The sequence below is a fragment of the Psychrobacter sp. AOP30-A2-5 genome, from assembly GCF_052378115.1.
GTDB lineage: Bacteria > Pseudomonadota > Gammaproteobacteria > Pseudomonadales > Moraxellaceae > Psychrobacter.
Genome location: NZ_JBQSXK010000028.1, coordinates 1 through 26279, shown reverse-complemented (window position 1 = coordinate 26279; position 26279 = coordinate 1). Strand labels below are relative to the sequence as shown.

Here is a 26279-nt window from a genome sequence, read left to right as displayed (position 1 = left end):
AGATTGACATTCATTTAATTCTTTTAAATTAGACGGTAAATAATGACTCAGCTTTAAACAGTATCTATCGATATTCATTAATTGTCATCTATAGAGTTGCCATTAAGAACTTACTTTAAGCTAAAACTTTGAAGCTCTATACTGACTTTTTGACATATTTATCTGCTTATTGATAATTGCCTTCGCTGTGTCCTTTAACTATGATTTACACTTCTTGATATTCGCATAGATAGCATCTATATATAGAGGCCGACCTAATCCCTTACTATCTAGTGTTGATACACAGTTTTTGCTATAATAGCTGACTTTATAATATTGCTTAATGGCATTTCTTATTAGCCTTGATTGTTCAACGGTTGATTGTTTGAAATTTTGCCTTTAAGTGATATCTATCTCTTATAACATATCATAGCAGTTGGATATAATTGACGCAGTCTTGCGGTTATATGATTGATGGTTGCAATCATCACTGCCAACGGACGCAAAAAGGTGAATAGATTATGGTAGCGATTACTTTACCCGATGGTAGCGTAAAAAACTTCGAAGGTAGCACCACCGTCATGGAAGTGGCACAAAGCATTGGTGCAGGATTGGCTAAAGCAACGGTCGCCGGGCGTGTAGATGGTCATCTAGTTGATGCGCACGACCCTATTGCTCATGATGCTAATGTTGAAATCGTGACACCAAAAGATGATGACGGTGTCGATATCATTCGCCATTCTTGTGCTCACCTATTAGGTCATGCCGTTAAGCAGTTATATCCTGATGTAAAAATGGTGATTGGTCCCGTTATCGATGATGGTTTTTATTATGACATTTATAGCGAAACGCCGTTTACACCAGAGCATATGGCAGCCATTGAAAAACGCATGATGGAGCTGATTAAGCAAGATTATGACGTTATCAAAAAAATAACGCCACGCGATGAAGTCATTAAAATCTTTGAAGAACGTGGTGAAGACTATAAGCTTAAGCTGATTAACGATATGCCAGGCGAAGAAGCCTTTGGTCTCTATCATCATCAAGAGTATGTGGATATGTGCCGTGGTCCGCACGTGCCAAACACCAGATTTTTAAAAGTATTCAAACTGACCAAAATGTCTGGTGCATATTGGCGCGGTGATGCCAAGAACGAGCAACTGCAACGTATCTATGGTACAGCATGGGCGGATAAGAAAGACCTAAAAGCCTATATTCAGCGTATCGAAGAAGCAGAAAAACGTGATCACCGTAAAATCGGTAAGGCACTGAACTTGTTTCACATGCAAGAGCAAGCACCAGGTATGGTGTTTTGGCATGCAAACGGTTGGACTATTTACCAAGTGCTTGAGCAATATATGCGTAAAGTACAAAACGATAATGGCTACGAAGAGATTAAAACACCGCAAATCGTAGATCGTAGTTTATGGGAGCGTTCTGGTCATTGGGGTAACTATGCGACTAACATGTTCACGACTGCCAGCGAAAATCGTGATTATGCGGTAAAACCAATGAACTGCCCGTGCCACGTGCAAGTCTTTAACCAAGGTCTAAAATCTTACCGTGACTTACCATTACGTATGGCAGAGTTTGGCTCATGCCATCGAAACGAGCCATCAGGTTCGCTACATGGTTTGATGCGTGTACGCGGTTTTACCCAAGATGATGCACATATCTTCTGTACACAGTCGCAAATCCAGCAAGAAGTCGCTGACTTTATTAAACTAACCCTTGCCGTCTATGAAGACTTTGGTTTTGACAATATCATTATGAAACTCTCGACTCGCCCTGAAAAACGGGTTGGTAGTGATGAGTCTTGGGATTTTGCAGAGAAAGCTTTGGCCGATGCATTAGATAGCTCAGGATTAGATTGGGCTTATCTGCCCGGTGAAGGTGCATTCTATGGTCCGAAGATTGAATTTAGTTTGAAAGATTCTTTAGGTCGCGTCTGGCAGTGCGGTACGATTCAGGTTGACCCAAACATGCCTGAGCGCCTTGATGCCGAATTCGTCAATGAGCAAAACGAGCGCGAAGTACCTATTATGTTGCACCGTGCCATCTTAGGTTCATTCGAGCGCTTCATTGGTATTTTGATTGAAAACTATGCTGGTTGGATGCCCGTTTGGCTAGCGCCGCAACAAGTGGTGGTGATGAATATCACTGATAAACAGGCAGATGCTTGTGAAAATGTGGTCAGCGAACTCAAAAATTCAGGTTTGCGAGCTATTAGTGACTTGCGTAACGAAAAGATTGGATTTAAGATACGAGAGAAAACATTAGAACGCGTTCCCTATATGCTAGTATTAGGGGATAAAGAAGTCGAATCGGGCAGTGTCAATGTCCGTACTCGTGAAGGTGAAAACCTTGGCGTGATGAGTGTTCCAGAATTTATTACATTAGTACAGACCGCTGTCAGCGACAAAGGCCGACAGACCCCAAAAACAGATGAGGAGTAATACCTATTAAACAGTCAAACCGTTTGAACATCAACGAAGATATCACAGCCAAAGAAGTCCGTCTCGTTAAAGAAGACGGCGAACAGATGGGCGTGGTCGATATCGAAACCGCGATGAAAGCGGCACGTGAGGACAGTCTAGATTTGGTCGAATTGGTTCCTGAAGCCAAACCGCCAGTATGCAAAATCATGGATTATAAGCATTTCCTCTATGATCAAAAGCAAAAAGCGAAAGAAGCTAAAAAGAACCAAAAGCAAACTCAGCTAAAAGAGATGAAGCTGCGTCCTAGTACTGAAGAAGCTGATTATCAGGTTAAACTGAAAAAAATCGTCAGCTTTTTGGAAGACCAAGACAAAGTTAAAATCAGTATTCGCTTTCGTGGCCGTGAAATGGCGCACCAAGAGATTGGTCGCAAGCAGCTAGATCGTATTATCGAAGATACTGCTGAGATTGCTAACGTTGAGCAATATCCTAAGATGGAAGGTCGTCAGATGGGTATGCTGCTTGGGCCAACTAAGAAAAAGTAATCTGTTTATTAGATGGCTGTTAGTCAATATAGATATGTATAACCTTAACCATCAATATACTGCGGGATATTGATGGTTTTTTATTGTGTGCATAGATACATATCTCTTTTAAATATGTTTAGTCAGATATAATTGGCTGACTCTATTTTACAAAACCTACCTTCTCAACCATTTGATTACGCGGTAATCTAAAGGTCTGTTTTATATTTGCTAATCAGCATTTATTAAAAATTTCTAGTAAGTGTATAAAAATAACGTATATCACGACCATCAGAGTCGTTGACAAAAACACTACTTTTATCCAATATTGAAGGAAATTTCATGCAAGAATTGACCCCACCAGAAAACGCAACGACGCCAAGTATTTCTCTAACCGCGCCTGAACCTGTGAGAGAAATACAAAAAAGCGAAGCAGATCAGATGGTCAAATTGGATGACAGCCAAATCCCAGAACTTGATGCCAAGGTCGATGCCTTTGTTGATCATGTGATTAATAATTCTGTGCACAGTGCTGAGTTTCAGCAAAATGTGCAATCGATTCATAATCTCGGCACCAAAGAGATTCGTGAATCAGCCCAAGTGTCTAATCGTATGCTTGATTTACCCGCCAAAAGCCTCAATGACAGCTTGTTTGATAATTCCCCTATCGCCAAGTCATTGACTGAGTTGCGCGGCATCGTCGAAGATTTAGATCCCAGTAAAAAAGAGCTGACCAGCTCGCGTAAGTTATTCGGTCTCATCCCATTTGGCAATAAAGTACAGGATTACTTCCGTCAATATGAATCGGCACAATCACATATCAACGCCGTAGTAACCAGTCTATATAATGGTAAGGATGAGCTGCTCAAAGACAATGCGATGATTGAGCAAGAAAAAGTCAATATGTGGGAGCTGATGCAATCCATACGCCAATACGTTTATGTCGGCAAAAAGATTGATGAGCAGTTAGAACAGAAGGTTTATGCGATAGAAGCGACCGATCCCGAAAAAGCACGCATTATTAAAGAAGAGATGTTGTTTTATGTGCGTCAAAAAAACACCGACTTTTTAACTCAGTTAGCCGTGAACGTGCAAGGCTATTTAGCGCTCGATACCATTCGCCGCAATAACTTAGAATTGATAAAAGGCGTTGATCGAGCCACCACAACCACCGTATCTGCACTACGTACAGCGGTCGTGGTTGCACAAGCGATGACCAATCAAAAACTGGTGCTTGATCAAATTACTGCTTTAAATAAAACCACCAGTAGCTTAATTGAATCGACCTCAGCGATGCTAAAACGTCAGTCAGGTGAAATCCATGAGCATGCGACCAGTAGCAGCATTGAGCTTGATAAATTGCAAAACGCTTTCAATAACGTCTATGATACGATGGATATGATTAGCAATTATAAAATTGAAGCGCTAGAGAACATGAAACAGACGGTCAATACTTTGACTACTGAAGTTGATAAGGCTCAGAAATACTTGGATAAGTCTAATCAAACAACAGTATTAGAAGTGTCGAAAGAGATAGACAGTAAAAAGATAACCAATAGATCAAGTACAGTCGATATCGACATTTGATTTGTTTTAATAGTTGTTGCCTATTAAAGGTGGCCACTTCCTGCTACCAAATACACTTAAGACAATTGACGCAAGATATTGCAACGTCGTTCGTGTTAAGATAGCCATTATTAATAATTTTAAAAATAGATACGGTAATTTATGAGTTGGAACGATCCAAACGCCTCAAGTGAGGCAAAAAGATATGACAATCCTATCCCTAGTCGCGAACTGATACTCAGTACGATTAATGAGCATGGTGAAGTCACGCATCAACAATTGGCAAAAGCCTTTAATATTGATGACCCAGACCAGTTTGACGCTTTAGGCAATCGCCTAAAAGCGATGGCACGTGATGGACAAGTAAACCGCGACGGTCGTCCTTATCGCTATCGCACGGTGACCAAGCAAGATGTCGTCAGAGGTACAGTGTCTGCACATCCTAAAGGCTTTGGCTTTGTATTATTAAGCGATATGCCAGATTTGTTTTTACATGAAAAGCAAATGCGCTGGGTTTTCAACGGTGACACTGTAGATGCAGTCGGTACATCGACAGACAATCGCGGGCGCACAGAAGGACGTATCGTCGATGTCGTTGAACGTCGTCAAAATAACTTCATTGGTACATTAGCGCGTGATGAAGACGGCTACTGTGTCGAGCTTGGTAGTCCAAATAATCACCAGCCGATTACCGTTACTGAAGAAAATGTACAAGCGATGAATGCCAAGCAAGGCTCTCCTGTTAAGGTTGATGTTATTGATTGGCCAAATCAGCATGAATTTGCGACGGGTAAAATCACTGAAGTACTGTCTGATGACAATGATCGCGAACTGATTATTGAGACCACCTTACTTAATTATGATATCCCATCAGATTTTAGCGAAGCAGCACTGAAGCAAGCCAACGATTATCAAGAGCCGACTGAAAAAGATTTAAAAGGTCGTACAGATTTGCGTGATTTGCCGCTGGTGACTATCGATGGTGAAGATGCACGTGATTTTGATGATGCCGTATTTGCTGAAAAACGCTCTGGTGGCAACTATCGTGTCTTAGTTGCGATTGCTGATGTCAGTTATTACGTTACACCAAACTCGCCACTTGATAAAGATGCCTACGAGCGCGGTACGTCCGTATATTTCCCGCATCGTGTGATTCCAATGTTGCCTGAAGTGCTCTCTAATGGTCTGTGCTCACTGAATCCTGACCGTGACCGTCTTTGTATGGTCGCCGATATCAAAATATCGCGGGCAGGCAAAGTGACTGGTTATGAGTTCTATCCTGCTGTCATGCACTCTCAAGCACGTTTAACGTATAATCAAGTGAACGCTTATCTTGAGAATCCAGAAGATAAGAGCGTACCTCACTCACTCACGGGTAATAAAGACGTCAAAAAATCTGTCGATACCTTACATCAATTGTATGAGCTGCTGCTTAAAAAGCGTGAAGAGCGCCATGCAATGGAGTTTGAAACAGTTGAGACCTACATTAAGTTCAATGAGAAAGGTGGTATCGAAGCAATCCTACCGCGTACTCGCGGTGATGCTCAAAAACTCATTGAAGAATGTATGCTGCTGGCCAATACTTGTGCAGCGAACTTTGCACTCAAGCATGAGCTTCCTGTCTTATATCGTAACCATGACAAACCTGATGGCGAAAAATCAATGCGTATTCACGAATACGCAAAGAACTTTGGTTTAAGCTTCCCAGAAGAAAATCCAACGCAAGCCGATTATCAGCGCATTATTGAAGCCACCAAAGACAGACCCGATGCGATTAGTATCCACAGCATGCTGTTGCGCTCAATGATGCAAGCAAACTATGCGCCTGACAATATCGGTCACTTTGGGCTAGCTTATGACGAATATAGCCACTTCACCTCGCCGATTCGTCGTTACCCTGATTTGATGCTGCATCGTGCCATCAAAGCAAAAGTGACCAATACTCAGCAGCCAGTGATGGACTTTTCTCTTGAAGCGGCTGGCACGCAAACCTCAGATACCGAGCGCCGTGCCGAAAAAGCCTCACGCTATGTAGAGTCTTGGCTCAAGTGTCACTATATGAAAGATCATGTTGGTGAAGAGTTCGAAGGTGTGGTCACTACAGTCACAAGCTTCGGTTTATTTGTTACCTTGACTGACTTATATATTGATGGTTTGGTTCACATCTCTAATGTCGGTGATGACTTCTTTGTTTACGATGAGCAGCAACAACAGCTGATCGGTAAAGATAAAGGGACATTATTCGGACTGGGTGATCGCGTTAAAGTGAAAGTTGCTGGTGTCAATATGGATCTGCTACAAATTGACTTTGATTTAAAAGCCAAATTGCAATCTAGTGAAATGAATCAAACGAAGAGCGCGCCTTCTAAGAAAGCCACCGATAAGAAAAGTACTGATAGAAGAAGCCCCGCTAAAAAGACTGGCAGCCGTAGTAAAGGCGCAAGTAAGAAAAGCTAGTGTTAGTAAACACTTTAAATAATAAAAAGGCCAACGTCATCGTTGGCCTTTTTTGTGCGTGGTATTTTATAACAACTATTTAAATCATTATTGCGCATTACTCATCTGGTCTAGACGTTCCTTGTCTGCTTCCTGCGCCTGATCTATTTTCGCGGTAGCATTATCGAGAATGGCTTTAGGCTGTTTGCCAAGTGGCTGGCTCGCGACATCTACCGAGCCACTTTCTACATCATCAGTATTTGGTAACACTGTATCGGGAGATTGCTCAGATCCTGCATCACTTATGACTACTTCTCTATCTTTCTCACGTTGATTGCCATTAATGAGGTTAAAACCTAGTAACGCAACCATGCCCACTAGGGCGAATATAATCAAGTGTTTCATTTGCATAAAAAATGTCTCGTATTTGAATGATAATCAGATATACGTTTCGTTGCATTTTTTATGCCTAGTTTTTGGCAGGTTTTTGCAAATTATTCTTGCGGGCTATTATTATTCAGTAAATCAGTCTCGTCAGAGCTTTCTGCAATTTCCTGTTCAACTTTTTCCATGAGTTTGTCGTCAGGACGCGCGTTAAGCACCTCATCAGCATTGCGACCTTGTAAAATCAATTTGGCACGAGCCTTTGCTTGTTTTTTGTCCTTATCATCAACGCTATTATCTTCATTCTGGTTTTTATCAGGCACTTTGGGCGTGATTGGCGTAATTGTCATGTCTGACTTAGCACTATCAGTGTTAGCGTTAGCCTGCATATTCTCAAATGCTTTTTCTAAGTTACTATTAAAACGCAAACGATAAATCGGTTCAGGCAAGCTGAAGCCTTCATTTTCTAACGCATGCTTGGTCTCACGAATGGCAATACTGCGTGCTTTTGAGAAGTCTGTATCTGATTGGTCCACCCAAATTTGAAATTCTAAAATGATATTAGAGTCGCCAACATTGGTAATGACAGCCACTGCTTTTGGTTCATCTAAAACGAATGCTAATCTATGTATCGCATCCAGTCCGACCTTGATAGCCGCTAATGGATCATCATTGGCATCAACGCCTAACTCAAAGGTAAATCGACGTTCTGGATTTTTGGTGTAGTTTAAAATCGTTGCTTTAAATACTTCAGCATTGGGAATGCGCAACTGGTTGCCATCTAAAGTCATCAGAATAGTCGCACGTGAGGTTAGCCGTACTACGATCCCCTCTTGATTATTAATCAAAATATGATCACGTGCGCGAAATGGTTGGCGAATACTGAGCATGAGCGAGGCAATGTAATTCTCAATAGTGTCTTTGACCGCAAAACCAACGGCGATACCGATAACGCCTGCACCGCCAAGCAAAGTACCTAAGATGGTTTCGGCGCCTATCAAACTCAGCGCAAGAATCAAACCGAAAATAATAAAAATGACTTTAACGGTTTGTGACAGCAATTCGGCGACAAATGGATTGGGCGTGAGCCGCTGCCACATTTTTTTGCGATTAGACAGCCAACTACCAAACCATGTCACCAATGCAAATAGGACAATGCCGACCAATAGGAGTGGCAAGGCTTTGACTAGATTTTTGGCTTGGGCTTTAAGACCTTGATAAACGGTAGTGACATTGTCTTGAACATCAAGGGTACGATCAATCCGATCTTCGACGGTGACCACATCTGTCAGACGGTTGGTCAAATTAATGGCTTGTTGCGCTTTTTTCTCATTCGGCGTCTCTCCGGTTAAGGTGACAACACCTTGCGTAACACTGACATTGACAGCCTGCAGACCTTCTATTTCAGAAAAAATACCCTGAATACGTTGACGAATGTCATTGTCTTTTTGCGGAGTAGGAGTGGTTTCGATTTGCGCATTATTGGTGCTCTCACCACTGATTATGGGCGGTGGTGCTGGTTCAGGTATGACCACTGGAGATGCTGAAGCTTCCTCTTCTGATGGCGCATCCAGTAAAGGTTTATCAGCTGCCGGATTTTCTGCTGTATCTATCCCCAATGCAGTGGTGATACCAGTCACCTCTTCACCGGCCGCATACACTGGAAAGGTAAAAAGAATGCTTAGTAACAACAGCATTTGACCGCACGCTTTTATAAAATCGCGCATCGTTGAACGGTCAAAGTGAGTGTTCATAAGCATCCTTTGCTTTTTATAGATTTTCGTACTCATCTTTCTTTACTGAATGTTCAATAATCATTAACTGTCCAAATAAACTTGTGCCTCGCCCAAGTTTAACGTGCCTTCATAGATTGCGCGACCAGTAATGATACCTTCAATACAATCGCCATAAGGTTTCAGCAGTTCGATATCTTTCATATTGGTCACGCCGCCTGAGGCAATCACAGGCAAGCCGCCTTCACGTGCTAAATTGACAGTTTGTTCAACGTTGACGCCTTGCATCATGCCATCGCGGTTGATATCGGTGTAGACAATCGACGATACGCCGACATCTGCAAAGCGCTTTGCAAGCTCGGTCGCCTTGGTATCCGTCACATTTGCCCAACCATGAGTCGCGACCATGCCGTCTTTAGCATCGATACCTACAATGATATGACCCGGAAATTCGCGGCAAGCTTCTGCGACAAACTCCGGATCTTCGACCGCTTTTGTACCAATGATGATATAAGTCAAACCAGCCGTAATATATTGCTCAATGGTATTCATGTTGCGCACACCGCCGCCTAACTGAATAGGCAGATTCGGATACGCTTTAGTAATGTCATTTACCACTTGTCTATGAACGGGTACGCCGTCAAATGCCCCATTCAAATCAACCAAATGCAGTCGACGTGCACCTTCCTCTACCCAGCGTGCTGCCATGGCCACTGGATCATCAGAAAAAACCGTATCATCCTCCATACGGCCTTGTTTTAAGCGGACACATTTACCATCTTTTAAATCAATCGCCGGGATAATGACAGGCACAGCACACATATAGCATTCCTTATAAAGCACAACAATAAATATATTTAGAAAAGTAAATTCAAAAATCAGGGTGTATTGAACGTTCAACACCCTCTAAACACGCATAAAAACATCAGTCAAAAGTGACTTAATATATAGACGAATCAAAAGCTATCCATGATAGACCCAAAATCCGCTTCGATAGATAGAAATGACCATAAAAAAATGGTCAATCATAACCATAAGTTTTAATACATTGAATCACTGGCAACATTAGATAAATTCAATTACTGACTGGCAATTTTAGGTCAATTTAGCGTATAATCCTAGGTAAATTTTTATTTGTTTCTATGTGATAGTAACCATGCGCTGCGCTTTTTATTGAGTCATTTATGGCTTAGTGTTGCATAGCGGTCAGGATGAGTCGAGCAGCAGCTAAGTGCATCTTTTTGATGTTGGCTGACATATTGCTAAGAAGGGTTATATTAGAAATTTCAACTGGTGGCCTCTAAACAGTCTACTCTACAGCACTAAACTCTAATGACGCCTCTTTCTTTTTTATAGTCTCTATCGTATCTCTATCACTAGCTAACTATTTTAGAACAGTCATTACTAGCTGTATAGCCGCTTATTGATGTGAGTGAAATCTACTTAATAATGGCTTCGCTAGTTTATCTGTCAACCAGTTTATCATCTATTTCGATAGATCATCTTTTGGCTGCATTCTTATCTAATTGCGTATCTATTAACAAGATACCAAACCGATAAGGGTGGTCAATTGCGCTGGTGTTACAAGCTTTAATTTTCAATGAAACGTATGATAGAGCTATTGTCTACACAATCATTTTCGCTAAAGGCTTGAACGATTGTTTTTGATTTGATGGTTTTAACATACACCTTGGTAGCCAGTCGCCACTTTGGTCATTCGAATAAGACATTAACGTGTTGTTAAGGAGTCTAAGGTCAGCGTTAATACTCTTACTAGTAGTTATGATCATGCGTTATTTTCAGAGACCCTTTGTCACTATCCTACTATAGGAAGAGAGACGTGGGGGCTTTATTGAATGACGCAGATGTTCATGCTACCGATATACCAAACAGGACGTCTGGTATCGTTTTAGACTATGGACTAAGTTTTCGCTTATGATTACCATCAAAAAAGGTTTGGATTTGCCCATCACCGGTGAATCATCCCGCGAGATATCTGAGCACCAACCGACACATGTCGCCGTTATTGGCTATGATTATGTGGGCATGAAGCCCACGATGAATGTCAAAGAAGGTGATATCGTAGCAAAGGGTCAGCCCGTTTTTGAAGACAAAAAACGAGTTGGCGTTATCTATACTGCCCCTGCTGCTGGTAAAGTCGTCGCGATTAAACGCGGTGAACGTCGTGTGTTTGAGAGCCTTGTGATTGCGGTCGACCCAAACGGTGAAGAAGTAGACTTCGAGCGCTATGACTCCCAGCAACTTGCTGACCTAGACGCTGAAGTCGTTGAAACCCAACTGCTTGCCTCTGGCGAATGGACCGCGTTTCGCACGCGCCCTTATAGCCGTGCGCCAGAAATCGGTGCCCGTCCTCATGCTATTTTTGTCACCGCTATGGATACCAATCCATTAGCATTTGACCCAATGCTGCTGATTAACGATCAGTTGCAAGCGTTCAATGACGGACTTGCTGTCTTATCGACACTCAGCCCCAAGACCTTTGTTTGCCATCATGGTGATGCCCAATTGACGCCAGTTGCCAAAACGGCGGCTAATAATGTCACTGAGTATCATAGCTTTACTGGTAAGCATCCTGCTGGTCTGGCTGGCACGCACATTCACTTTTTGCACCCAATCATGCGCGGCGTGACCGTATGGACGATTGGCTATCAAGACGTGATTGCGATCGGTAAGCTATTCACCAGCGGTCGCTTGTATACGCGCCGTATCATTAGTTTGGCGGGTCCTGCGGTCACCAAGCCACGTTTGGTGGCTACTGAGCGCGGTGCTGATATCGCTGCTCTGACCAAAGGACAGCTGGCGGCTGGCGAGAACCGTATTATTTCTGGTTCGGTGTTGTCAGGTCGCAAAGTATTTGGCAATACGGCTTATCTTGGTCGCTTTCATAATCAAATCAGTGTGCTGCCTGAAGGGCGTGAACGTCCAGCGTTCCATTTCCTAAGTGTCGGCACCAACCGCTTCTCTAAGCTGCCTATTTATATTTCTAAGTTTTTTGGTAATAAGAAATATAACTTTACGACCACGAGTAATGGTTCACCGCGAGCGATGGTACCTATCGGGGTTTATGAAGAGGTCATGCCGCAAGATTATCTGCCGACACAGTTACTACGTGCATTAATTGTCGAAGACATGATTAGCGCCGTAGATTTGGGCGTGCTCGAATTGGACGAAGAAGATTTAGCATTATGCACCTTCGTATCTCCTGGCAAATATGAATTCGGTGATATTTTGCGTGATAACTTGACGCGCATTGAGCTGGAGGGCTAACCACGATGAAATTTTTACACAATATGTTCGATCGTATGGAGCCGTCTTTCACCAAGGGTGGCAAACACGAAAAATACTATGCTATCTTTGAGATGTTTGATACGTTTTTGCGTCAACCAAGCTCAACCACATACTCAGCATCACACGTACGCGACGGTATCGACCTAAAGCGTATTATGATTACCGTATGGTTATGTACTTTCCCAGCCATGTTTTGGGGTATGTACAACATCGGTCATCAAGCACTAACGGCGATTGCAACGCTTGGTTTGCAGCCTGAAGGCTGGCGTACTGTTATCACCAGTATGGCAGGCTATAACCCAGACAGTATCTGGGCAAGCTTCGTTTACGGGGCGATGCAATTTTTACCGATTTATATCGTCACTTTTGCGGTCGGTATTCTCTGTGAGATTATCTTTGCCGTAGTGCGCGGTCATGAAGTCAACGAAGGTTTCTTTGTGACCTCAGTGCTGTTTGCGCTTTGTTTACCACCAGATATTCCTTTATGGCAAGTTGCCCTCGGTATTATCTTTGGTGTCGTAGTCGCAAAAGAAGTGTTCGGTGGTACGGGTAAAAACTTCCTGAACCCTGCCCTATCGGGTCGCGCATTCTTATACTTTGCTTACCCTGCTTATATGTCTGGTGACTCAGTATGGACGGCGGTCGATGGTTTCTCTGGTGCGACGCCACTTGGTCTTGCCGCGTTAGGCGTAGTCCCTCAAGACTTCGTCGACGTCTATGGTAATGCGATTACTTGGGGTGATGCGTTCTTAGGTAATATGCAAGGTAGTATCGGTGAAGTATCAACACTGGCTATCCTAATGGGTGCCGTCGTTCTACTTTGGACGCGTATTGCTTCATGGCGTATTATGGCAGGTTGTGTGGTAGGTCTGATTGCTACTTCTCTTGTCTTTAATATGATTGGTTCTGAAGACAATATGATGATGAACTTGCCGTTCTATTGGCACCTAGTGATCGGCGGCTTTGCCTTTGGTGCCGTGTTTATGGCAACCGATCCTGTATCAGCTGCGCATACCAATAAAGGCCGCTGGGCTTATGGTATCTTGATTGGTTTTATGACGGTATTGATTCGCGTCGTGAACCCAGCTTTCCCAGAAGGCATCATGCTGGCCATTTTATTCGCCAACTTATTTGCTCCATTGTTTGATTACTTTGTGACCCAAGCAAACATCAAACGCCAAACAGCTCGGAGGGTTCGTTATGTCCAAGCCCAAAAGTAATAATGCGAAAACCATCAGTGTGGCATTGACACTATGCTTGGTGTGTTCCGTCTTAGTTTCAGCAGTAGCGGTTGGTCTAAAACCTGCTCAAATTGAAAACGCACGCTTAGACCGTAACAAAAACATCTTGGTCGCCGCTGGCATGTACGATGCCGAGTCTGATACAGCAGATGATGTTGCTGAACGTTTTAAAGATTTCGATGTCGAAATTATTGACTTAAGTAAAGGCAGCTACGTTGATGACGAAGCGCTAAAAGCCGCTGGCATCCCTGATCGTAATGCTTATGACGCAAGCCAAGCGACTAAGAATAAAGCACTGAGTGAAGATTTAGGCAACAACGACCCTGCTGGTATTGGTCGTAAACCCAAATATGCCAAAGTCTATGTTAAAAAAGATGACGCAGGCAAACCTGAAATGGTTGTTTTGCCGATTCAAGGCTATGGACTATGGGGCACTATCTATGGTTTCTTAACCCTTGAAAGCGATATGAATACCATTAAAGGCATCAGCTTTTATGAGCATAAAGAAACACCAGGTCTGGGTGCTCGTATCGAAGAGCCAGAGTGGCGTGCGAAGTGGAGCGGTATCCACTCATATGACGAAAACGGTAATGTTGCCACGGGTGTGACCAAAGCGGGTACACCGAAAGATAACTGGGTCGATGGTATCAGTGGTGCAACCTTGACCGGTCGCGGTGTCAGTAACATGATTCAGTTTTGGTTGGGTGAGCAAGGTTATAAGCCTTATTTAGATACGCTACGTAAAGAGAGTGGTCAAGCAATTGATAATGCGGCAGATACACAAGCTACGCAATCAACGCTGAGCGCTCAACCTGAAACCGAACTGGCAGCCAAACGACCAGTAGCAAACGGCAAGGAGGCATAACATGGCTGACACTAAAAGTATTTTAACCTCGCCTATTTTTGATAATAACCCCATTGCCCTACAGATTCTTGGTATCTGTTCGGCGCTGGCTGTCACCACAAGCATGGCTAATGCCATGGTAATGTGTGTGGCGTTGACCTTAGTCACGGCGTTTTCAAGCTTCTTTATCTCGATCATTCGTAAGCAAATCCCTTCAAGCATTCGTATTATCGTACAGATGACCATTATTGCTTCCTTGGTTATCTTGGTCGATCAGGTGCTAAAAGCCGTTGCTTATGATGTGAGTAAAGGCTTGTCGGTCTTCGTTGGTTTGATTATCACCAACTGTATCGTGATGGGTCGTGCCGAAGCATTTGCCATGAGCAATCCCCCAGTGCCAAGCTTTTTAGATGGTATTGGTAATGGTCTTGGCTATTCTGCGGTTTTGCTGTTTGTCGCGACTATCCGTGAGCTACTTGGTTCAGGTACGTGGTTTGGTATCACCATCCTACAGCCTGTCACTGATGGCGGTTGGTATATTCCAAACGGTCTATTACTGTTGCCACCGTCAGCATTCTTTATTATTGGTTTGTTCATTGCCATTATCCGTATCTGGAAACCTGAGCAGGTTGAAGACGCTGAATTTGTAATGAAGCCGCAGTCTAAAGGCATGGCACATGGAGGCGGTCACTAATGGGACATTATGTTAGTTTATTTATAACCTCAGTCTTTATTGAGAATATGGCGCTGGCCTATTTCTTAGGTATGTGTACTTTCTTGGCCGTATCAAAGAAGGTTTCAACCGCTATTGGTCTGGGTGTTGCCGTGGTCGTCGTGATGGCGATTACCGTACCATTAAACAACTTACTCTTTCAGTTCATTCTCAAAGATGGTGCGCTGGCATGGGCAGGTTTCCCTGATATCGATTTAAGCTTTTTGGGCTTGCTCAGTTATATCGGCTTGATTGCTGCGACCGTACAGATTCTAGAGATGTTCCTCGATAAGTTCGTTCCTAGTCTGTATAACGCCCTTGGGGTGTTCTTGCCACTTATCACTGTGAACTGCGCCATCTTAGGTGGTGTACTATTTATGGTTGAGCGAGACTATAATTTCGGCGAATCTGTCGTGTATGGTGTGGGAGCAGGCTTCGGTTGGGCATTGGCGATTACCGCATTGGCCGGTATCCGTGAAAAGTTAAAATACTCAGACATTCCAGCACCGCTGCGTGGTCTTGGTATTACTTTTATCACAGTTGGTCTGATGTCACTTGGCTTTATGTCTTTCGGCGGTATGTCAATTTAGACCGCTAAGCTTAACAGCCTATTTAGCGATTTGACCTATTTAATTCATTTATTCGGTAGGGGTTCAGGAAACACGCAATGACGTCTTTTCGCACCCCTACTCCATAGATTAAGGATACCTACCATGGATTACGCTACGGCGATTGGTGGCGTTGCTATGTTTACCTTGATCATCATGGGCCTCGTTGCCATTATTTTGGCGGCGCGCTCAAGACTGGTCAGTTCAGGCGATGTTACCATCCATATCAATGATAATCCCGATAATGACGTCGTGACCCCAGCAGGCGGTAAATTACTACAAACCCTTGCAAGCGAAGGTATTTTCTTATCTTCAGCCTGTGGTGGCGGTGGTACTTGTGCGCAGTGTCGCTGCCGCGTTATTGAAGGGGGCGGCTCTATCTTGCCCACCGAAGAAGGCTATTTTACTCAAGGCGAAATTCGCAATCACATGCGTCTGGCTTGTCAGGTAGCCGTTAAGCAAGACATGAAAATCGAGATTGACCCTGAGTTTTTTGATGTACAAAAGTGGGAATGTGAAGTTCTCTCTAATGATAACGTTGCTACCTTTATTAAAGAGCTGGTCCTTAAAATTCCAGATGGCGAAGAAGTGAACTTCCGTGCTGGTGGTTATGTACAGTTAGAGGCGCCACCGCATGAAGTTCATTATAAAGACTTTATCATTGACGAAGAATACCGTGAAGATTGGGAAAAATTTGGTATTTTCAACTATGTCTCAAAAGTTGATGAGCCAGTTATTCGTGCTTACTCGATGGCCAACTACCCTGAAGAAAAAGGCCTTATTAAGTTTAATATTCGTATCGCTAGTCCACCGCCACGCGGTCCTGATGGTATTCCACCAGGCAAAATGTCATCATGGGTATTTAGCCTAGTACCTGGCGATAAAGTAACGGTTTCGGGTCCTTATGGTGAATTCTTTGCCAAAGAGACTGACGCTGAAATGATTTTCGTTGGTGGTGGTGCTGGTATGGCACCGATGCGCTCGCACATCTTCGATCAGCTTAAACGCTTACATACTAAGCGTAAAATCAGCTTTTGGTATGGTGCACGCTCTATTCGTGAGATGTTCTATGTTGAAGATTATGATCAACTAGCAGAAGAGTTTGATAACTTTGAGTGGCATGTGGCTTTGTCTGATCCATTACCAGAAGACAATTGGGAAGGTCCAACCGGCTTTATCCATAATGTACTACTTGAAAACTATCTGAAAAACCATCCAAACCCAGAAGACTGTGAATACTACATGTGTGGGCCACCGATGATGAATGCAGCGGTCATCGACATGCTACACAGCTTGGGTGTGGAAGATGAAAACATCATGCTTGATGACTTCGGCGGTTAAGTGAGTAACTAAGCAAGTGGCTACGTAAAAAAGTATTCTAAAGTAATAAATAAAAAAGAGTCTCAATTGAGGCTCTTTTTTTGGCGCTGACTAAATGCAACTCTTGCATAATAAGCCTACAAATCTAAATGGCAGACCGCCTGCCCTCTACTATATGATTAATTGTTTATTGCCTTAAGAAAGGATTCTTATGAAAACCAACATTAAAGATTTGACCATTTGGATTACTGGTGCTTCTAGTGGTATCGGTGCAGCATTAGCCATCGCCTTTGCCAAACGTGGTGCCACCATTATTTTAAGTGGGCGTGATGAGGCAAAATTAGTAGCAGTCAAAAACCGCTGTAAAAACAGCAAAGACCATTTCATCATCCCTTTTGATATCACCGATGCCAAACAAGCAAAAGACGCGTATAAGACAGCTAAAGCTCAAGCTGGAAAAATTGATTGGCTTATTAATAATGCTGGCATCAGTCAACGCTCGCTTATTATGGAAACCACTGAAGAAGTTGAGCGCCAAATTATGGAGATAGATTATTTTGCGCAGACACGTCTGACCAGACTAGTACTGCCAGATATGATCGCGCAAGGTGGCGGCAAAATTGTCATGGTATCGAGCGTGGCTGGTTTATTAGGCACACAATATCGCGGCGCTTATGGAGCAGCCAAAGCCGCACTTCATATGTGGGCAAACAGTCTGCGTGCAGAACTGTACGAGCAAGGCATAGAGGTGGCGACGATATTCCCAGGATTTATTCAAACCAGTATTTCTATTAACGCCTTGACTGGTGATGGTAGCGCGCAAGGAACGATGGACGAGGCAACCAATAAAGGATTAACCACAGCTACCTTTGCTAAACAGGTCATAAAAGCTCTGATTAAGGGTGAAGAATACATCATCGTGGCAGGTAATAAAGAAAAGCTGGCGACCACGGTCAACCGCCTATCGCCACCAAAACTATATAAGCTCATCCGTGAATCAAAAGTAAAATAAATCTAGTCGTTTAAGCCACTAGGTCTTAAGTCGATGATTGGCGTTATGGGTGACAAGGGGTGTAAAATGGGCAACGCTAATAGAACGTGCCACTCACCCTTTTGCCATAAAAGCTATTGTGATTAATATGAGAAAACCAATAATGCAAAAATTATCCCCACTCTCATTGTCTAGAAAATCGATGAAAACCACCTTATTGCCCGTTATGGCTATCAGTGCTGTATTCAGTCTTAGCGCTTGCCAGCAAACGCCAGATTATGACTATCTCAGCGGTGAGACCATGGGAACGAGCTACCATATCAGTTATCAGCTACCTGCGGATGCAGATGAAGCGGCCATCCAAGCGTCGATTGATAAGCGCTTGCAGCAAATCAATGACAGTATGTCTACCTATCAAGCAGACTCTACTATCTCTAAGTTCAACCAATTAGGTAAAGACATCCCCCTCACTATCGATGCAGATTTTGCTCACGTGCTTGATGTGTCACGAATCGTCTATCAGCAATCTGGTGGCGCCTTTGATCCTACCGTCATGCCATTGGTAGAGACTTGGGGCTTTGGTAGCACCATGACCGTTGAGCGCTTGCAAAGTCAACCGACAGCACTTGAGATTGCTCAAGCAAAAGCCTTGGTCGATTTTGAGAGCATCATACAAAAAGAGCAGAGCATTTATAAAACCAAAGACGGTGTCGGGCTTGATTTCTCAGCAGTTGCTAAAGGTTATGGCGTCGATGTGATTGCCGATGTGCTCAGAGATGACTATCAAATTCGCAACTACATGGTAGAGATAGGGGGTGAAATTGCAACCTCTGGGGTCAATAACCAACAGCAGCCGTGGCAAATTGCGATTGATGCGCCTATTGAGGACAGTACGGTCAGCGAGCGTCAGACAATATCAGCGATTCGTCAACCAATCAATACCGATAATCAGATGTATTTGGCAACTTCTGGCAACTATCGTAATTCCGTCATATTCGACGGTCAGCGATACAGTCATACGATTGATCCAACCACTGGCAAGCCTATCGCGGGCGGCGCACCATCGGTAACCGTTGCAGCAGACTCAGTCGCACTGGCAGATGCTTGGGCAACCGCCCTAACTGCGATGCCTTATGAAAAAGCCCTTGCAACAGCCAAAGCACAAGATATAGCCGCCTTGTTTGTTGTCTTAGCTGATGAGGCAAAGACGACGGGTTCTGATAAGAATACTGACCAGTGGCAAGTGGTACAAACACCAGCGATGCAAGCATTACGTGCTGACAAACAGCCTTAGAGCTTGTTGGCAATAGAACTTAGTCGCAATACTGTAAACGGCTCGATAACCATCAACGAGCCATACAAAAATTTGCTATACTGGTTTTGCTATACTATTAAGGTACTACCCTAGTAGATAGCCACACTATTTTTAAAAATCGAGGTCTCCTCTATGCTTAGTCAATTGCTTCCCATGCTTGCCATTACCTTTACCGTATTCGTCCTGTTCTTTGTCTTTATGGGTATCGGTTATATGGTTAAAAAGAAGCCGCTTAGAGGATCTTGTGGCGGCGTTGCTAAACTAATGGGTGATGAAAATTGCTCGTTTTGTGGAAATGATCCCAATAAGTGTGATTCAATCGTGGCAGAACAGCAAGAAAATGCCCTTAAAGCCGCTCAGCTAGGCAGACCTGTATAGCTAAATTCTTATAAATACCGCGTTTGTTACCATACGCTGGTAGTATTTACCTAACATCTGTTCTTATAATAGCGTCTAGTCCTTTGCAAGGGACTGGCGCTATTTTTAGTTGTACCAGCCGCGACGTATCTAGTTAGCCTCACTTTAAGATATTTTGGATATAAATACGACACGTGCAAGGCCTGTTAATAATAGTAGACTAAATAAATCTAATACCGTATTCAGTTGATAGGCGATTGAAGATAAGCGCGCTTTCAAAATGGTTACTCATATATCTTGTATTCTGCAAGTAATCTCTAGTTCTAATTTACGATTCTAATTAATGATTTTAGTCACCGTCTAGGTGCGTTTTCTTTGGTGTTATTTACAAGCGACGATGCTTCGGCGCTGTTTAATGACGTGTCCTTTTTCTTATTCTAATAGTCGTGCTGCTATGTCTACCTCTACTGATTTGCCACCTGATGTGCCATTACAGTCTCATTCAGATACGCCGTCACCGTTTGAGCTGCCCTCCTCACGCTTCACTTTTTGGCTCATTTTATGTGCCATGATTTTGCTCGCCACCAATATGCGTGCGCCTATTGTTGCTCTCGGCTCTATTGCCCCTGTTGTACAAGATGCCCTCAATATCTCTGAGACGCAGATTGGTTGGCTAGGAGCAGTGCCCATGCTGACTTTTGCGGTGGGCGCACTGATCGCGCCAGCCATTGGTAAGCGTTTTGGGCTTGAGAATACACTCATTGCGATGATTGCGTTATTAACGATTGGTATGATGATTCGTACCGTTATTCCCACTTGGTCTGGGTTTTTGATTGGTACGTTACTGCTGACCTTGGCTATCGGTTTTGCGAACACCTTAGCTGCCCCTGTTATTAAACAGCGTACGCCCCAGCATATTCCACTCATAACAGGGCTATTTAGTCTAACGATGACGGTAACGGCAGGCATCGTCGCTGGAGTCGTACTGCCATTATCTGAGCAATTGGGCTGGCAATGGGCACTGGGTGGGTGGTCGCTACTGGGCATTTTTGCGATCGTTATTTGGATATTTTTGCGATTGCGGCTTGGTTCCTCTAGTCATCAAGCAATTGTGCCACCTACCTCTGGATCGTCTGACATCTCCATGTGGCGTACGCCTTTTGCTTGGCAAATTGCAGTATTTATGGGGCTGCAATCACTATTATTTTACACCGTTGCCAGTTTCTTACCCTCTATTTGGGTCAGCAAAGGGCTATCCGCAGTGCAAGCAGGACAAATGGCTTCAGTGTTTCAGTTTATGGCGCCAGTCTCTATTTTGAGCCTGACGTGGCTGATCAATCGCGGCCGCCCTATTCAGGCGCTGGCGGTGTTTGCAGCGGTGCTGAATGTTATTGGTATTTTAGGAATCAATTATTTATCTACCGACCTCGCGTGGTTGTGGTCAGGTCTGATGGGCATTGGCTGCTCCGCTATTTTCACCTTGAGCATGATGCTGTTCTCCTTACGTACTTATACAACCAACCAATCTAGTGAGCTGTCGGGTATGGCGCAATTCGTCGGTTATTTGATTGCATTTTTTGGTCCCTTAGGGACAGGTTGGCTACATGAAGCGACTGGCAGTTGGGATTTGCCACTATTCATCATGCTTATTTTGATGGTTCTCAACGTCGTCATTGCTTGGGTAGTGAGTCGTCCAGTGATGGTCGATGGCAAAAAGCTTTAATATCAAAAACTACAGTAACCTTAGGATAATATTGGTGTCTGTCTTATTTTGCTACACTGGTTTGATTGCTTATAGGACAGAATAACCATGATGAATTTATCCATTCGTTTCGCTCGACACTTACCAACATTGGCTATTTTAACAGCCGTAATGGCGCTCGGTGGTTGCCAAAAACCATCTGAACCTAGCACCGATAATGGCATGCAAAACAGTACTCAAACTGCCGAACCTCAAACGACAAAATCTGAGCAACCGTCAACATCCACTGCACAGCAAGCGCCATTAACGATCTTGGCATTGGGCGACTCTCTAACAGAAGGTCTTGGGGTGGATAAAGATGACAACTATCCTGCTCAATTAGAAGATCGTCTGCAAGCAATGGGTTACGACAATGCCAAAGTTATCAATTCAGGATTGAGCGGTGAAACCAGCACGGGATTGGTCAATCGCTTAGACTGGGTGTTGCAAACTAAGCCTGATGTGACGATTTTGACTATCGGTGCTAACGATGCCATACGCGGTATCGATGTGGCGACAGTTGAAGACAATATTCGTACCGCGGTCAAACGTCTACAGGATAATGGCAGTATCGTCATTTTGGGCGGCATGCAAATCTATGACAACCTTGGCTCTGAGTATGTGAAGTCATTTGCAGCGATATATCCTCGCGTCGCCAAGGATATGAATCTAACGCTTATTCCGTTCTTCTTAGAGGGCGTCGGCGGTGACCGAGAGCTTAACCAAGCAGATGCGATTCATCCGACTAAAGAAGGCTACGAGATTATCGTTAATAATAATATCCTGCCTATTCTAGAGCCTAAATTAAATGAACTAGAAGAACTACAAGAGTTAAAAACAACCGATACCGATAACACAGCTGCAACTGCTCAAGACGACACGACAAAAAATACGACAAATGAGACTATTTAACGAGACCATTAAACGAGACACGGTAATGACATCATCATCTTCGACTGCCACAGCAACGCTACAAGCAGACGCTAAGACACAAGCTCTACTGACCGCTTCACAATTAAATAAAACCGTACAAGTCGGTGAGCAAAAGCTGTCCATCATTAAAGACGTAGATATCTACGTTAATGCTGGCGAGTTTGTAGTCATCATGGGCAAATCAGGATCGGGTAAATCTACTTTGTTAGGGTTACTCGCAGCATTAGACTATCCCGATAGCGGTACGGTGTCGCTAGCAGGTCAAATGCTTAGCAGTCTTGACGAAGATGCGCTAGCCGTTATTCGTCAACAGGATATGGGCTTTGTCTTTCAGTCGTTTCATCTACTGCCCACACTAACCGTCGCTGAAAATATTGCTTTTCCACTTGATATTGCCAGACGTCCAAACCCATCACGCGTAGACGAGCTGATAGATGCGGTCGACTTAGGTCATAGACGTAACAGCTTACCCAATCAATTATCAGGTGGTGAGCAGCAGCGTACAGCGGTGGCGCGAGCACTGGTATCGCATCCAAAGATTGTCTTTGCTGATGAGCCAACGGGCAACTTAGATGAGCAAAATGCCGATCAAGTCATGCAGCTGCTATTAGACTTACGCCAACAGGTTGGCTCAGCACTGGTGGTCGTGACTCATGACCCTGCACTTGCCGAGATGGCAGATCGCGTCATCACTATGCATGACGGCCGCATTGAAGAATAAATAGGCATTCATCCCTTAGTCTTTAATGCTCTAATTTAATAAGGTTAGTTCAATGGGAACTCTTGAGATAGAAAGCGTGGCAAAAGACTTACTTGCTGGAAAGTTCACTTTTGAAACCGAAGATTATAGCCAAACAATTAATCAGTTAATCTCGATCTATAAATTAGATAATGCGCTTTATTATTTGAAACAGATGGCTGACTCAGATGATTATTCCATTATTTTTGCGCTCTCTTTTATATTAGAGCATTACTCAAAACCTTTCATCAATGCCAACAGAGACGAGATAAGTCAGCTTATTCTACAAGCAATAAGTAAGGGATATTTAAGAGCAAATAATTATTTCCTATACCCTTTGACGTACTTTATAGAAAATGATGACGAATACCTTTGTTTTTTAGACTTACTACAGAATGAGCAAAATACACTGCAAAATGATGCATTAAGACATTTATATTACTTTGATACTTACAAATACAAGAAGTTGAACCTCCTCAGTAAACAGCTAGATTTTTCTTTTTTCTATAATTTACCTAGCAAAATAAATAAACACTGGTTTGAACAACAAACGAAAGGTAAGTCTCTTCTTTACCATAAAGTAGTAGCTAGCGCAGTATATAAAACAGTCAAAGATAAAAAATTCGTTCATTCATTAACTGATATGACAGATGCAGAGTTGTTCGACTTTATCTATATCTGGTTACCTGATAACACATTCTAAAATTTCTTAATACGTCTACCGATTAAGCAAAAAAATTATGACTAAAGCTACGATCAAAAAAAGCGATACGGCTATCAATAATCAAGCTACTGATACTAAAGGGAGCAGTTTCTTTAGCCGTCAAACCTTAGGCGCAAAAGCGTTAACCCGTAGCTGGTGGCAGCGCTGGGTGTATCCAGTGTTGTTTCTAATGACCTTGACCTTATCACTTGCAACTTACCTGACTCTCGACTCGGTGCAGCAGTCTTTCGATAGCTACATCAATGACAATCAGCGCGCACTCGTTGGTGGGGATCTAATCCTAAACAGTAAGCAAGACTGGCCAAGCGAAGTATTGTCACAGGTAGAAACTATCCCTAATACACAGATCGTGTATGACTATCAATTTAGCGCCATGCTGGTCAATGATGAGCAAACACTGCTTGCCAGCGTCAAAGCCGTCTCGCCGTCGTATCCCCTATACGGCACAGCGGAGCTTGCCTCAGGACAGCCACTGTGGGATCAGCTAACATCTGACAGTGTGATCGTCGCACCAGAAGTGCTCAGTAGTCTACAGGCCGATGTCGGCGACCGTATCACCATTGGCGATGCGCAGTTCACGATTAGTGATGTACTAACCAAAGAGCCTGACCGTCCGCTGACCACCTTTGGTTTTGGTGGGCGTGTGTTGATGAAACAAGATGCACTCCCGTCAACCAACCTATTGGGGCAACGCAGCCGCATAAACTATCGTATCGAAATGGCAGGCGATCCCGAGCTGATAACCACGCAGCGTGAACAGCTTACAGATATCCTGACCAATTATCCTGATATCGAGCTATCTGACGCTGAGTCTGCAGATACTTCTGTCTCGCGTATCTCTGATAATGTGCTGATGTTTTTGAAACTACTGGTCATCGCGGTGTTGCTACTATCTGCGGTCGCCATGTACGGCGTCATTAGTGCATTTGTCAGTAAGCAGCAGTCCAATAACGCGATTCGCTTGGCGCTCGGCGAGCCACTTGGCTCACTCAAACGCAGCTATTATCAACTGCTTATCGTAACGACTGTCATTGCTTGTATTGCAGCGGTTGCCCTTAGTCTGGGCTTGCTTAAAATTGGTCAGCCCTATATGGTGGCCATCTTACCTGCTGACGTTGGTCTAGCCATCAACCCAATCAGTGCGATCAAAACCATTGTGATTGCCTTAGCTCTGACGTTACTGATTGCGCAGCGTGGTCTAAGCGCACTTAACACGACCAAACCCGCTACCCTACTCAATCAAGGGGCGAGCACGCAAACACAAAACTTACCGTGGTATCGACGCGTGCCGCTACTATGGTATGGCTTGGTACTAGCAGGACTGTATGCTTTCTTTGCCTATGAAGTGGGCTCACTGTCATTAGGCGCACAGCTATTGGGCGGCTTGATTGGCTTTGTAGCGATATTTTGGTTATTGGCGCGTGGGTGGCTGTGGTTGCTTAATAAGTTGGCAAGCAATACTAAGGTGAGTTGGATGCAGCGTATCGCCATTCATAACCTTGCGCGTAAAGGCAACCAATCAGCGTTATTCTTTGTCACCTTATCGCTATCGGTGGCGGTTCTGACGCTTATCACCACGCTCAATCACAGTATCAATGCGCAGTTTATCAACGCCTATCCTGAAGACGCGCCCAATTTGTTTTTGCTCGATGTGCAGAGCGATCAGCATGATGATATTGATGCGATCATTGAGGCGCCCGTCACTTATTATCCCGTCATTCGTGCCCGTGTGGAGACGGCCAATAATGTGGCGGCAAAAGATATCGAGCCTGCTGATGGGTTTGATGACCCCACACGTGTCTTTAACTTGAGCTACGCAGATACGGTCATGGAGACCGAATACATCACTGAATCACTCACAGACGACGCGCTATACTCCTCTATCGATGCGACAAATGAACAAATCAAACCTTTGTCTATCTTGGACACTGCCGCAGGTATGCTCAATGTCGGTATGGGCGATCAGGTACGTTTTAACATTCAAGGTATCGAAATCATCGGGCAGATTACCAGTATTCGTACGCGCTATGAGCGTGGCCCAAGCCCGTATTTTTACTTCTTGTTTGAACCGTCCGTACTGTCCGCTGCCCCGCAGATTCAGTTTGCTACTGCCCACGTATCAGAAGACGCCATTCCAGAATTACAAGGCAAACTGGTACGTGAGTTCCCTGCTGTCACTACCATTGATGGGACTGCGATTGCGAAACAAATTCAAGAGCTGGTGGTACAAATGAGCCGCTTGGTCTATGTGTTTACCTTGCTTGCACTACTCACTGGCGTTATGGTGCTGATCAGCTCGCTGCTGTCTACTTCGCAAGATCGCATGAAAGACAGCGCGTCATTTAGACTGCTCGGTATGCAAAAGCGCGATCTGTATATGCTAAA

At 43.9% G+C, this 26279-nt stretch carries 21 protein-coding genes; 18 read left to right on the top strand and 3 right to left on the bottom strand.

What is annotated here, in order from left to right; translation table 11 throughout:
- The first annotated feature begins 500 nt into the window (after positions 1-500).
- The 4 genes from thrS to rnr all read left to right on the top strand — a co-directional run bounded on the left by thrS (position 501) and on the right by rnr (position 6964).
- Positions 501-2435: a threonine--tRNA ligase gene (gene thrS, locus ACT3S4_RS13350; RefSeq protein WP_444761226.1), complete on the top strand. Its 1935-nt coding sequence runs from the start codon at positions 501-503 to the stop codon at positions 2433-2435.
- Positions 2436-2458: 23 nt separating this feature from the next.
- On the top strand, positions 2459-2962 hold the full coding sequence (infC, locus tag ACT3S4_RS13345; protein ID WP_045447656.1) for a translation initiation factor IF-3: 504 nt from the start codon (positions 2459-2461) through the stop codon (positions 2960-2962).
- A gap of 321 nt (positions 2963-3283) precedes the next feature.
- A complete protein-coding gene (locus tag ACT3S4_RS13340) occupies positions 3284-4528 on the top strand; it encodes a toxic anion resistance protein (protein WP_109592179.1) in 1245 nt (414 codons plus the stop codon).
- Between the two features lie 141 nt (positions 4529-4669).
- Positions 4670-6964 carry a ribonuclease R gene (gene rnr, locus ACT3S4_RS13335; RefSeq protein ID WP_444761225.1) on the top strand — a complete coding sequence of 765 codons (2295 nt, stop codon included), beginning with the start codon at positions 4670-4672 and terminating at the stop codon, positions 6962-6964.
- 87 nt (positions 6965-7051) lie between these two features.
- On the opposite strand, the gene ACT3S4_RS13330 is transcribed toward rnr, so the two are convergent.
- The 3 genes from ACT3S4_RS13330 to hisA all read right to left on the bottom strand — a co-directional run bounded on the left by ACT3S4_RS13330 (position 7052) and on the right by hisA (position 9882).
- A complete protein-coding gene (locus ACT3S4_RS13330) occupies positions 7052-7354 on the bottom strand; it encodes a hypothetical protein (protein ID WP_055125676.1) in 303 nt (100 codons plus the stop codon).
- Between the two features lie 83 nt (positions 7355-7437).
- Positions 7438-9081: a mechanosensitive ion channel domain-containing protein gene (locus ACT3S4_RS13325; RefSeq protein ID WP_444761223.1), complete on the bottom strand. Its 1644-nt coding sequence runs from the start codon at positions 9079-9081 to the stop codon at positions 7438-7440.
- A 63-nt stretch (positions 9082-9144) separates the two neighbouring features.
- A complete protein-coding gene (gene hisA / locus ACT3S4_RS13320) occupies positions 9145-9882 on the bottom strand; it encodes a 1-(5-phosphoribosyl)-5-[(5-phosphoribosylamino)methylideneamino]imidazole-4-carboxamide isomerase (RefSeq protein ID WP_055125674.1) in 738 nt (245 codons plus the stop codon).
- Positions 9883-10995: 1113 nt separating this feature from the next.
- Here hisA and ACT3S4_RS13315 point away from each other — a divergent pair.
- The 14 genes from ACT3S4_RS13315 to ACT3S4_RS13250 form a co-directional block, all read left to right on the top strand.
- Complete coding sequence (locus ACT3S4_RS13315) at positions 10996-12348, top strand: Na(+)-translocating NADH-quinone reductase subunit A (RefSeq protein WP_444761222.1); 1353 nt, start codon at positions 10996-10998, stop codon at positions 12346-12348.
- A 5-nt stretch (positions 12349-12353) separates the two neighbouring features.
- Positions 12354-13589 (top strand): NADH:ubiquinone reductase (Na(+)-transporting) subunit B, encoded by a 1236-nt coding sequence (locus tag ACT3S4_RS13310; RefSeq protein WP_055125672.1) that lies wholly within the window; start codon positions 12354-12356, stop codon positions 13587-13589.
- On the top strand, positions 13570-14475 hold the full coding sequence (locus tag ACT3S4_RS13305; RefSeq protein WP_372815806.1) for a Na(+)-translocating NADH-quinone reductase subunit C: 906 nt from the start codon (positions 13570-13572) through the stop codon (positions 14473-14475). Before ACT3S4_RS13310 ends, ACT3S4_RS13305 begins: the two co-directional genes overlap by 20 nt.
- Position 14476: 1 nt before the next feature.
- Positions 14477-15148 carry an NADH:ubiquinone reductase (Na(+)-transporting) subunit D gene (locus ACT3S4_RS13300; protein WP_055125671.1) on the top strand — a complete coding sequence of 224 codons (672 nt, stop codon included), beginning with the start codon at positions 14477-14479 and terminating at the stop codon, positions 15146-15148.
- Positions 15148-15756: an NADH:ubiquinone reductase (Na(+)-transporting) subunit E gene (gene nqrE / locus ACT3S4_RS13295; RefSeq protein WP_011281361.1), complete on the top strand. Its 609-nt coding sequence runs from the start codon at positions 15148-15150 to the stop codon at positions 15754-15756. The genes ACT3S4_RS13300 and nqrE overlap by 1 nt, the downstream gene beginning before the upstream one ends.
- Before the next feature lie 123 nt (positions 15757-15879).
- Positions 15880-17115, top strand: a complete 1236-nt coding sequence (gene nqrF / locus ACT3S4_RS13290; RefSeq protein ID WP_045447641.1) for an NADH:ubiquinone reductase (Na(+)-transporting) subunit F — start codon at positions 15880-15882, stop codon at positions 17113-17115.
- Positions 17116-17305: 190 nt separating this feature from the next.
- A complete protein-coding gene (locus ACT3S4_RS13285; RefSeq protein ID WP_109592191.1) occupies positions 17306-18106 on the top strand; it encodes an SDR family NAD(P)-dependent oxidoreductase in 801 nt (266 codons plus the stop codon).
- Between the two features lie 142 nt (positions 18107-18248).
- Positions 18249-19379 carry an FAD:protein FMN transferase gene (locus tag ACT3S4_RS13280; RefSeq protein WP_250163360.1) on the top strand — a complete coding sequence of 377 codons (1131 nt, stop codon included), beginning with the start codon at positions 18249-18251 and terminating at the stop codon, positions 19377-19379.
- A 153-nt stretch (positions 19380-19532) separates the two neighbouring features.
- Positions 19533-19778 (top strand): (Na+)-NQR maturation NqrM, encoded by a 246-nt coding sequence (gene nqrM, locus ACT3S4_RS13275; protein WP_109592195.1) that lies wholly within the window; start codon positions 19533-19535, stop codon positions 19776-19778.
- A gap of 433 nt (positions 19779-20211) precedes the next feature.
- Entirely contained in the window at positions 20212-21480 is a 1269-nt protein-coding gene (locus tag ACT3S4_RS13270) for an MFS transporter (RefSeq protein WP_444761220.1), read from the top strand.
- 87 nt (positions 21481-21567) lie between these two features.
- Entirely contained in the window at positions 21568-22410 is an 843-nt protein-coding gene (locus tag ACT3S4_RS13265; RefSeq protein ID WP_444761219.1) for an arylesterase, read from the top strand.
- A 25-nt stretch (positions 22411-22435) separates the two neighbouring features.
- Positions 22436-23152: an ABC transporter ATP-binding protein gene (locus tag ACT3S4_RS13260; RefSeq protein ID WP_165597775.1), complete on the top strand. Its 717-nt coding sequence runs from the start codon at positions 22436-22438 to the stop codon at positions 23150-23152.
- Positions 23153-23204: 52 nt separating this feature from the next.
- On the top strand, positions 23205-23873 hold the full coding sequence (locus tag ACT3S4_RS13255; RefSeq protein ID WP_165597776.1) for a hypothetical protein: 669 nt from the start codon (positions 23205-23207) through the stop codon (positions 23871-23873).
- Positions 23874-23910: 37 nt separating this feature from the next.
- A partial coding sequence (locus ACT3S4_RS13250; RefSeq protein WP_444761218.1) for an ABC transporter permease occupies positions 23911-26279 on the top strand: 2369 nt, incomplete at its 3' end.

What these genes read in the sequence shown, in the direction of transcription:
- thrS (WP_444761226.1), top strand. Translation starts at nt 501, where the DNA reads ATGGTAGCGATTACTTTACCCGATGGTAGCGTAAAAAACTTCGAAGGT.
- ACT3S4_RS13340 (WP_109592179.1), top strand. Translation starts at nt 3,284, where the DNA reads ATGCAAGAATTGACCCCACCAGAAAACGCAACGACGCCAAGTATTTCT.
- rnr (WP_444761225.1), top strand. Translation starts at nt 4,670, where the DNA reads ATGAGTTGGAACGATCCAAACGCCTCAAGTGAGGCAAAAAGATATGAC.
- ACT3S4_RS13330 (WP_055125676.1), bottom strand. Translation starts at nt 7,354, where the DNA reads ATGCAAATGAAACACTTGATTATATTCGCCCTAGTGGGCATGGTTGCG.
- ACT3S4_RS13325 (WP_444761223.1), bottom strand. Translation starts at nt 9,081, where the DNA reads ATGAACACTCACTTTGACCGTTCAACGATGCGCGATTTTATAAAAGCG.
- hisA (WP_055125674.1), bottom strand. Translation starts at nt 9,882, where the DNA reads ATGTGTGCTGTGCCTGTCATTATCCCGGCGATTGATTTAAAAGATGGT.
- ACT3S4_RS13315 (WP_444761222.1), top strand. Translation starts at nt 10,996, where the DNA reads ATGATTACCATCAAAAAAGGTTTGGATTTGCCCATCACCGGTGAATCA.
- ACT3S4_RS13310 (WP_055125672.1), top strand. Translation starts at nt 12,354, where the DNA reads ATGAAATTTTTACACAATATGTTCGATCGTATGGAGCCGTCTTTCACC.
- ACT3S4_RS13305 (WP_372815806.1), top strand. Translation starts at nt 13,570, where the DNA reads ATGTCCAAGCCCAAAAGTAATAATGCGAAAACCATCAGTGTGGCATTG.
- ACT3S4_RS13300 (WP_055125671.1), top strand. Translation starts at nt 14,477, where the DNA reads ATGGCTGACACTAAAAGTATTTTAACCTCGCCTATTTTTGATAATAAC.
- nqrE (WP_011281361.1), top strand. Translation starts at nt 15,148, where the DNA reads ATGGGACATTATGTTAGTTTATTTATAACCTCAGTCTTTATTGAGAAT.
- nqrF (WP_045447641.1), top strand. Translation starts at nt 15,880, where the DNA reads ATGGATTACGCTACGGCGATTGGTGGCGTTGCTATGTTTACCTTGATC.
- ACT3S4_RS13285 (WP_109592191.1), top strand. Translation starts at nt 17,306, where the DNA reads ATGAAAACCAACATTAAAGATTTGACCATTTGGATTACTGGTGCTTCT.
- ACT3S4_RS13280 (WP_250163360.1), top strand. Translation starts at nt 18,249, where the DNA reads ATGCAAAAATTATCCCCACTCTCATTGTCTAGAAAATCGATGAAAACC.
- nqrM (WP_109592195.1), top strand. Translation starts at nt 19,533, where the DNA reads ATGCTTAGTCAATTGCTTCCCATGCTTGCCATTACCTTTACCGTATTC.
- ACT3S4_RS13270 (WP_444761220.1), top strand. Translation starts at nt 20,212, where the DNA reads ATGTCTACCTCTACTGATTTGCCACCTGATGTGCCATTACAGTCTCAT.
- ACT3S4_RS13265 (WP_444761219.1), top strand. Translation starts at nt 21,568, where the DNA reads ATGATGAATTTATCCATTCGTTTCGCTCGACACTTACCAACATTGGCT.
- ACT3S4_RS13260 (WP_165597775.1), top strand. Translation starts at nt 22,436, where the DNA reads ATGACATCATCATCTTCGACTGCCACAGCAACGCTACAAGCAGACGCT.
- ACT3S4_RS13255 (WP_165597776.1), top strand. Translation starts at nt 23,205, where the DNA reads ATGGGAACTCTTGAGATAGAAAGCGTGGCAAAAGACTTACTTGCTGGA.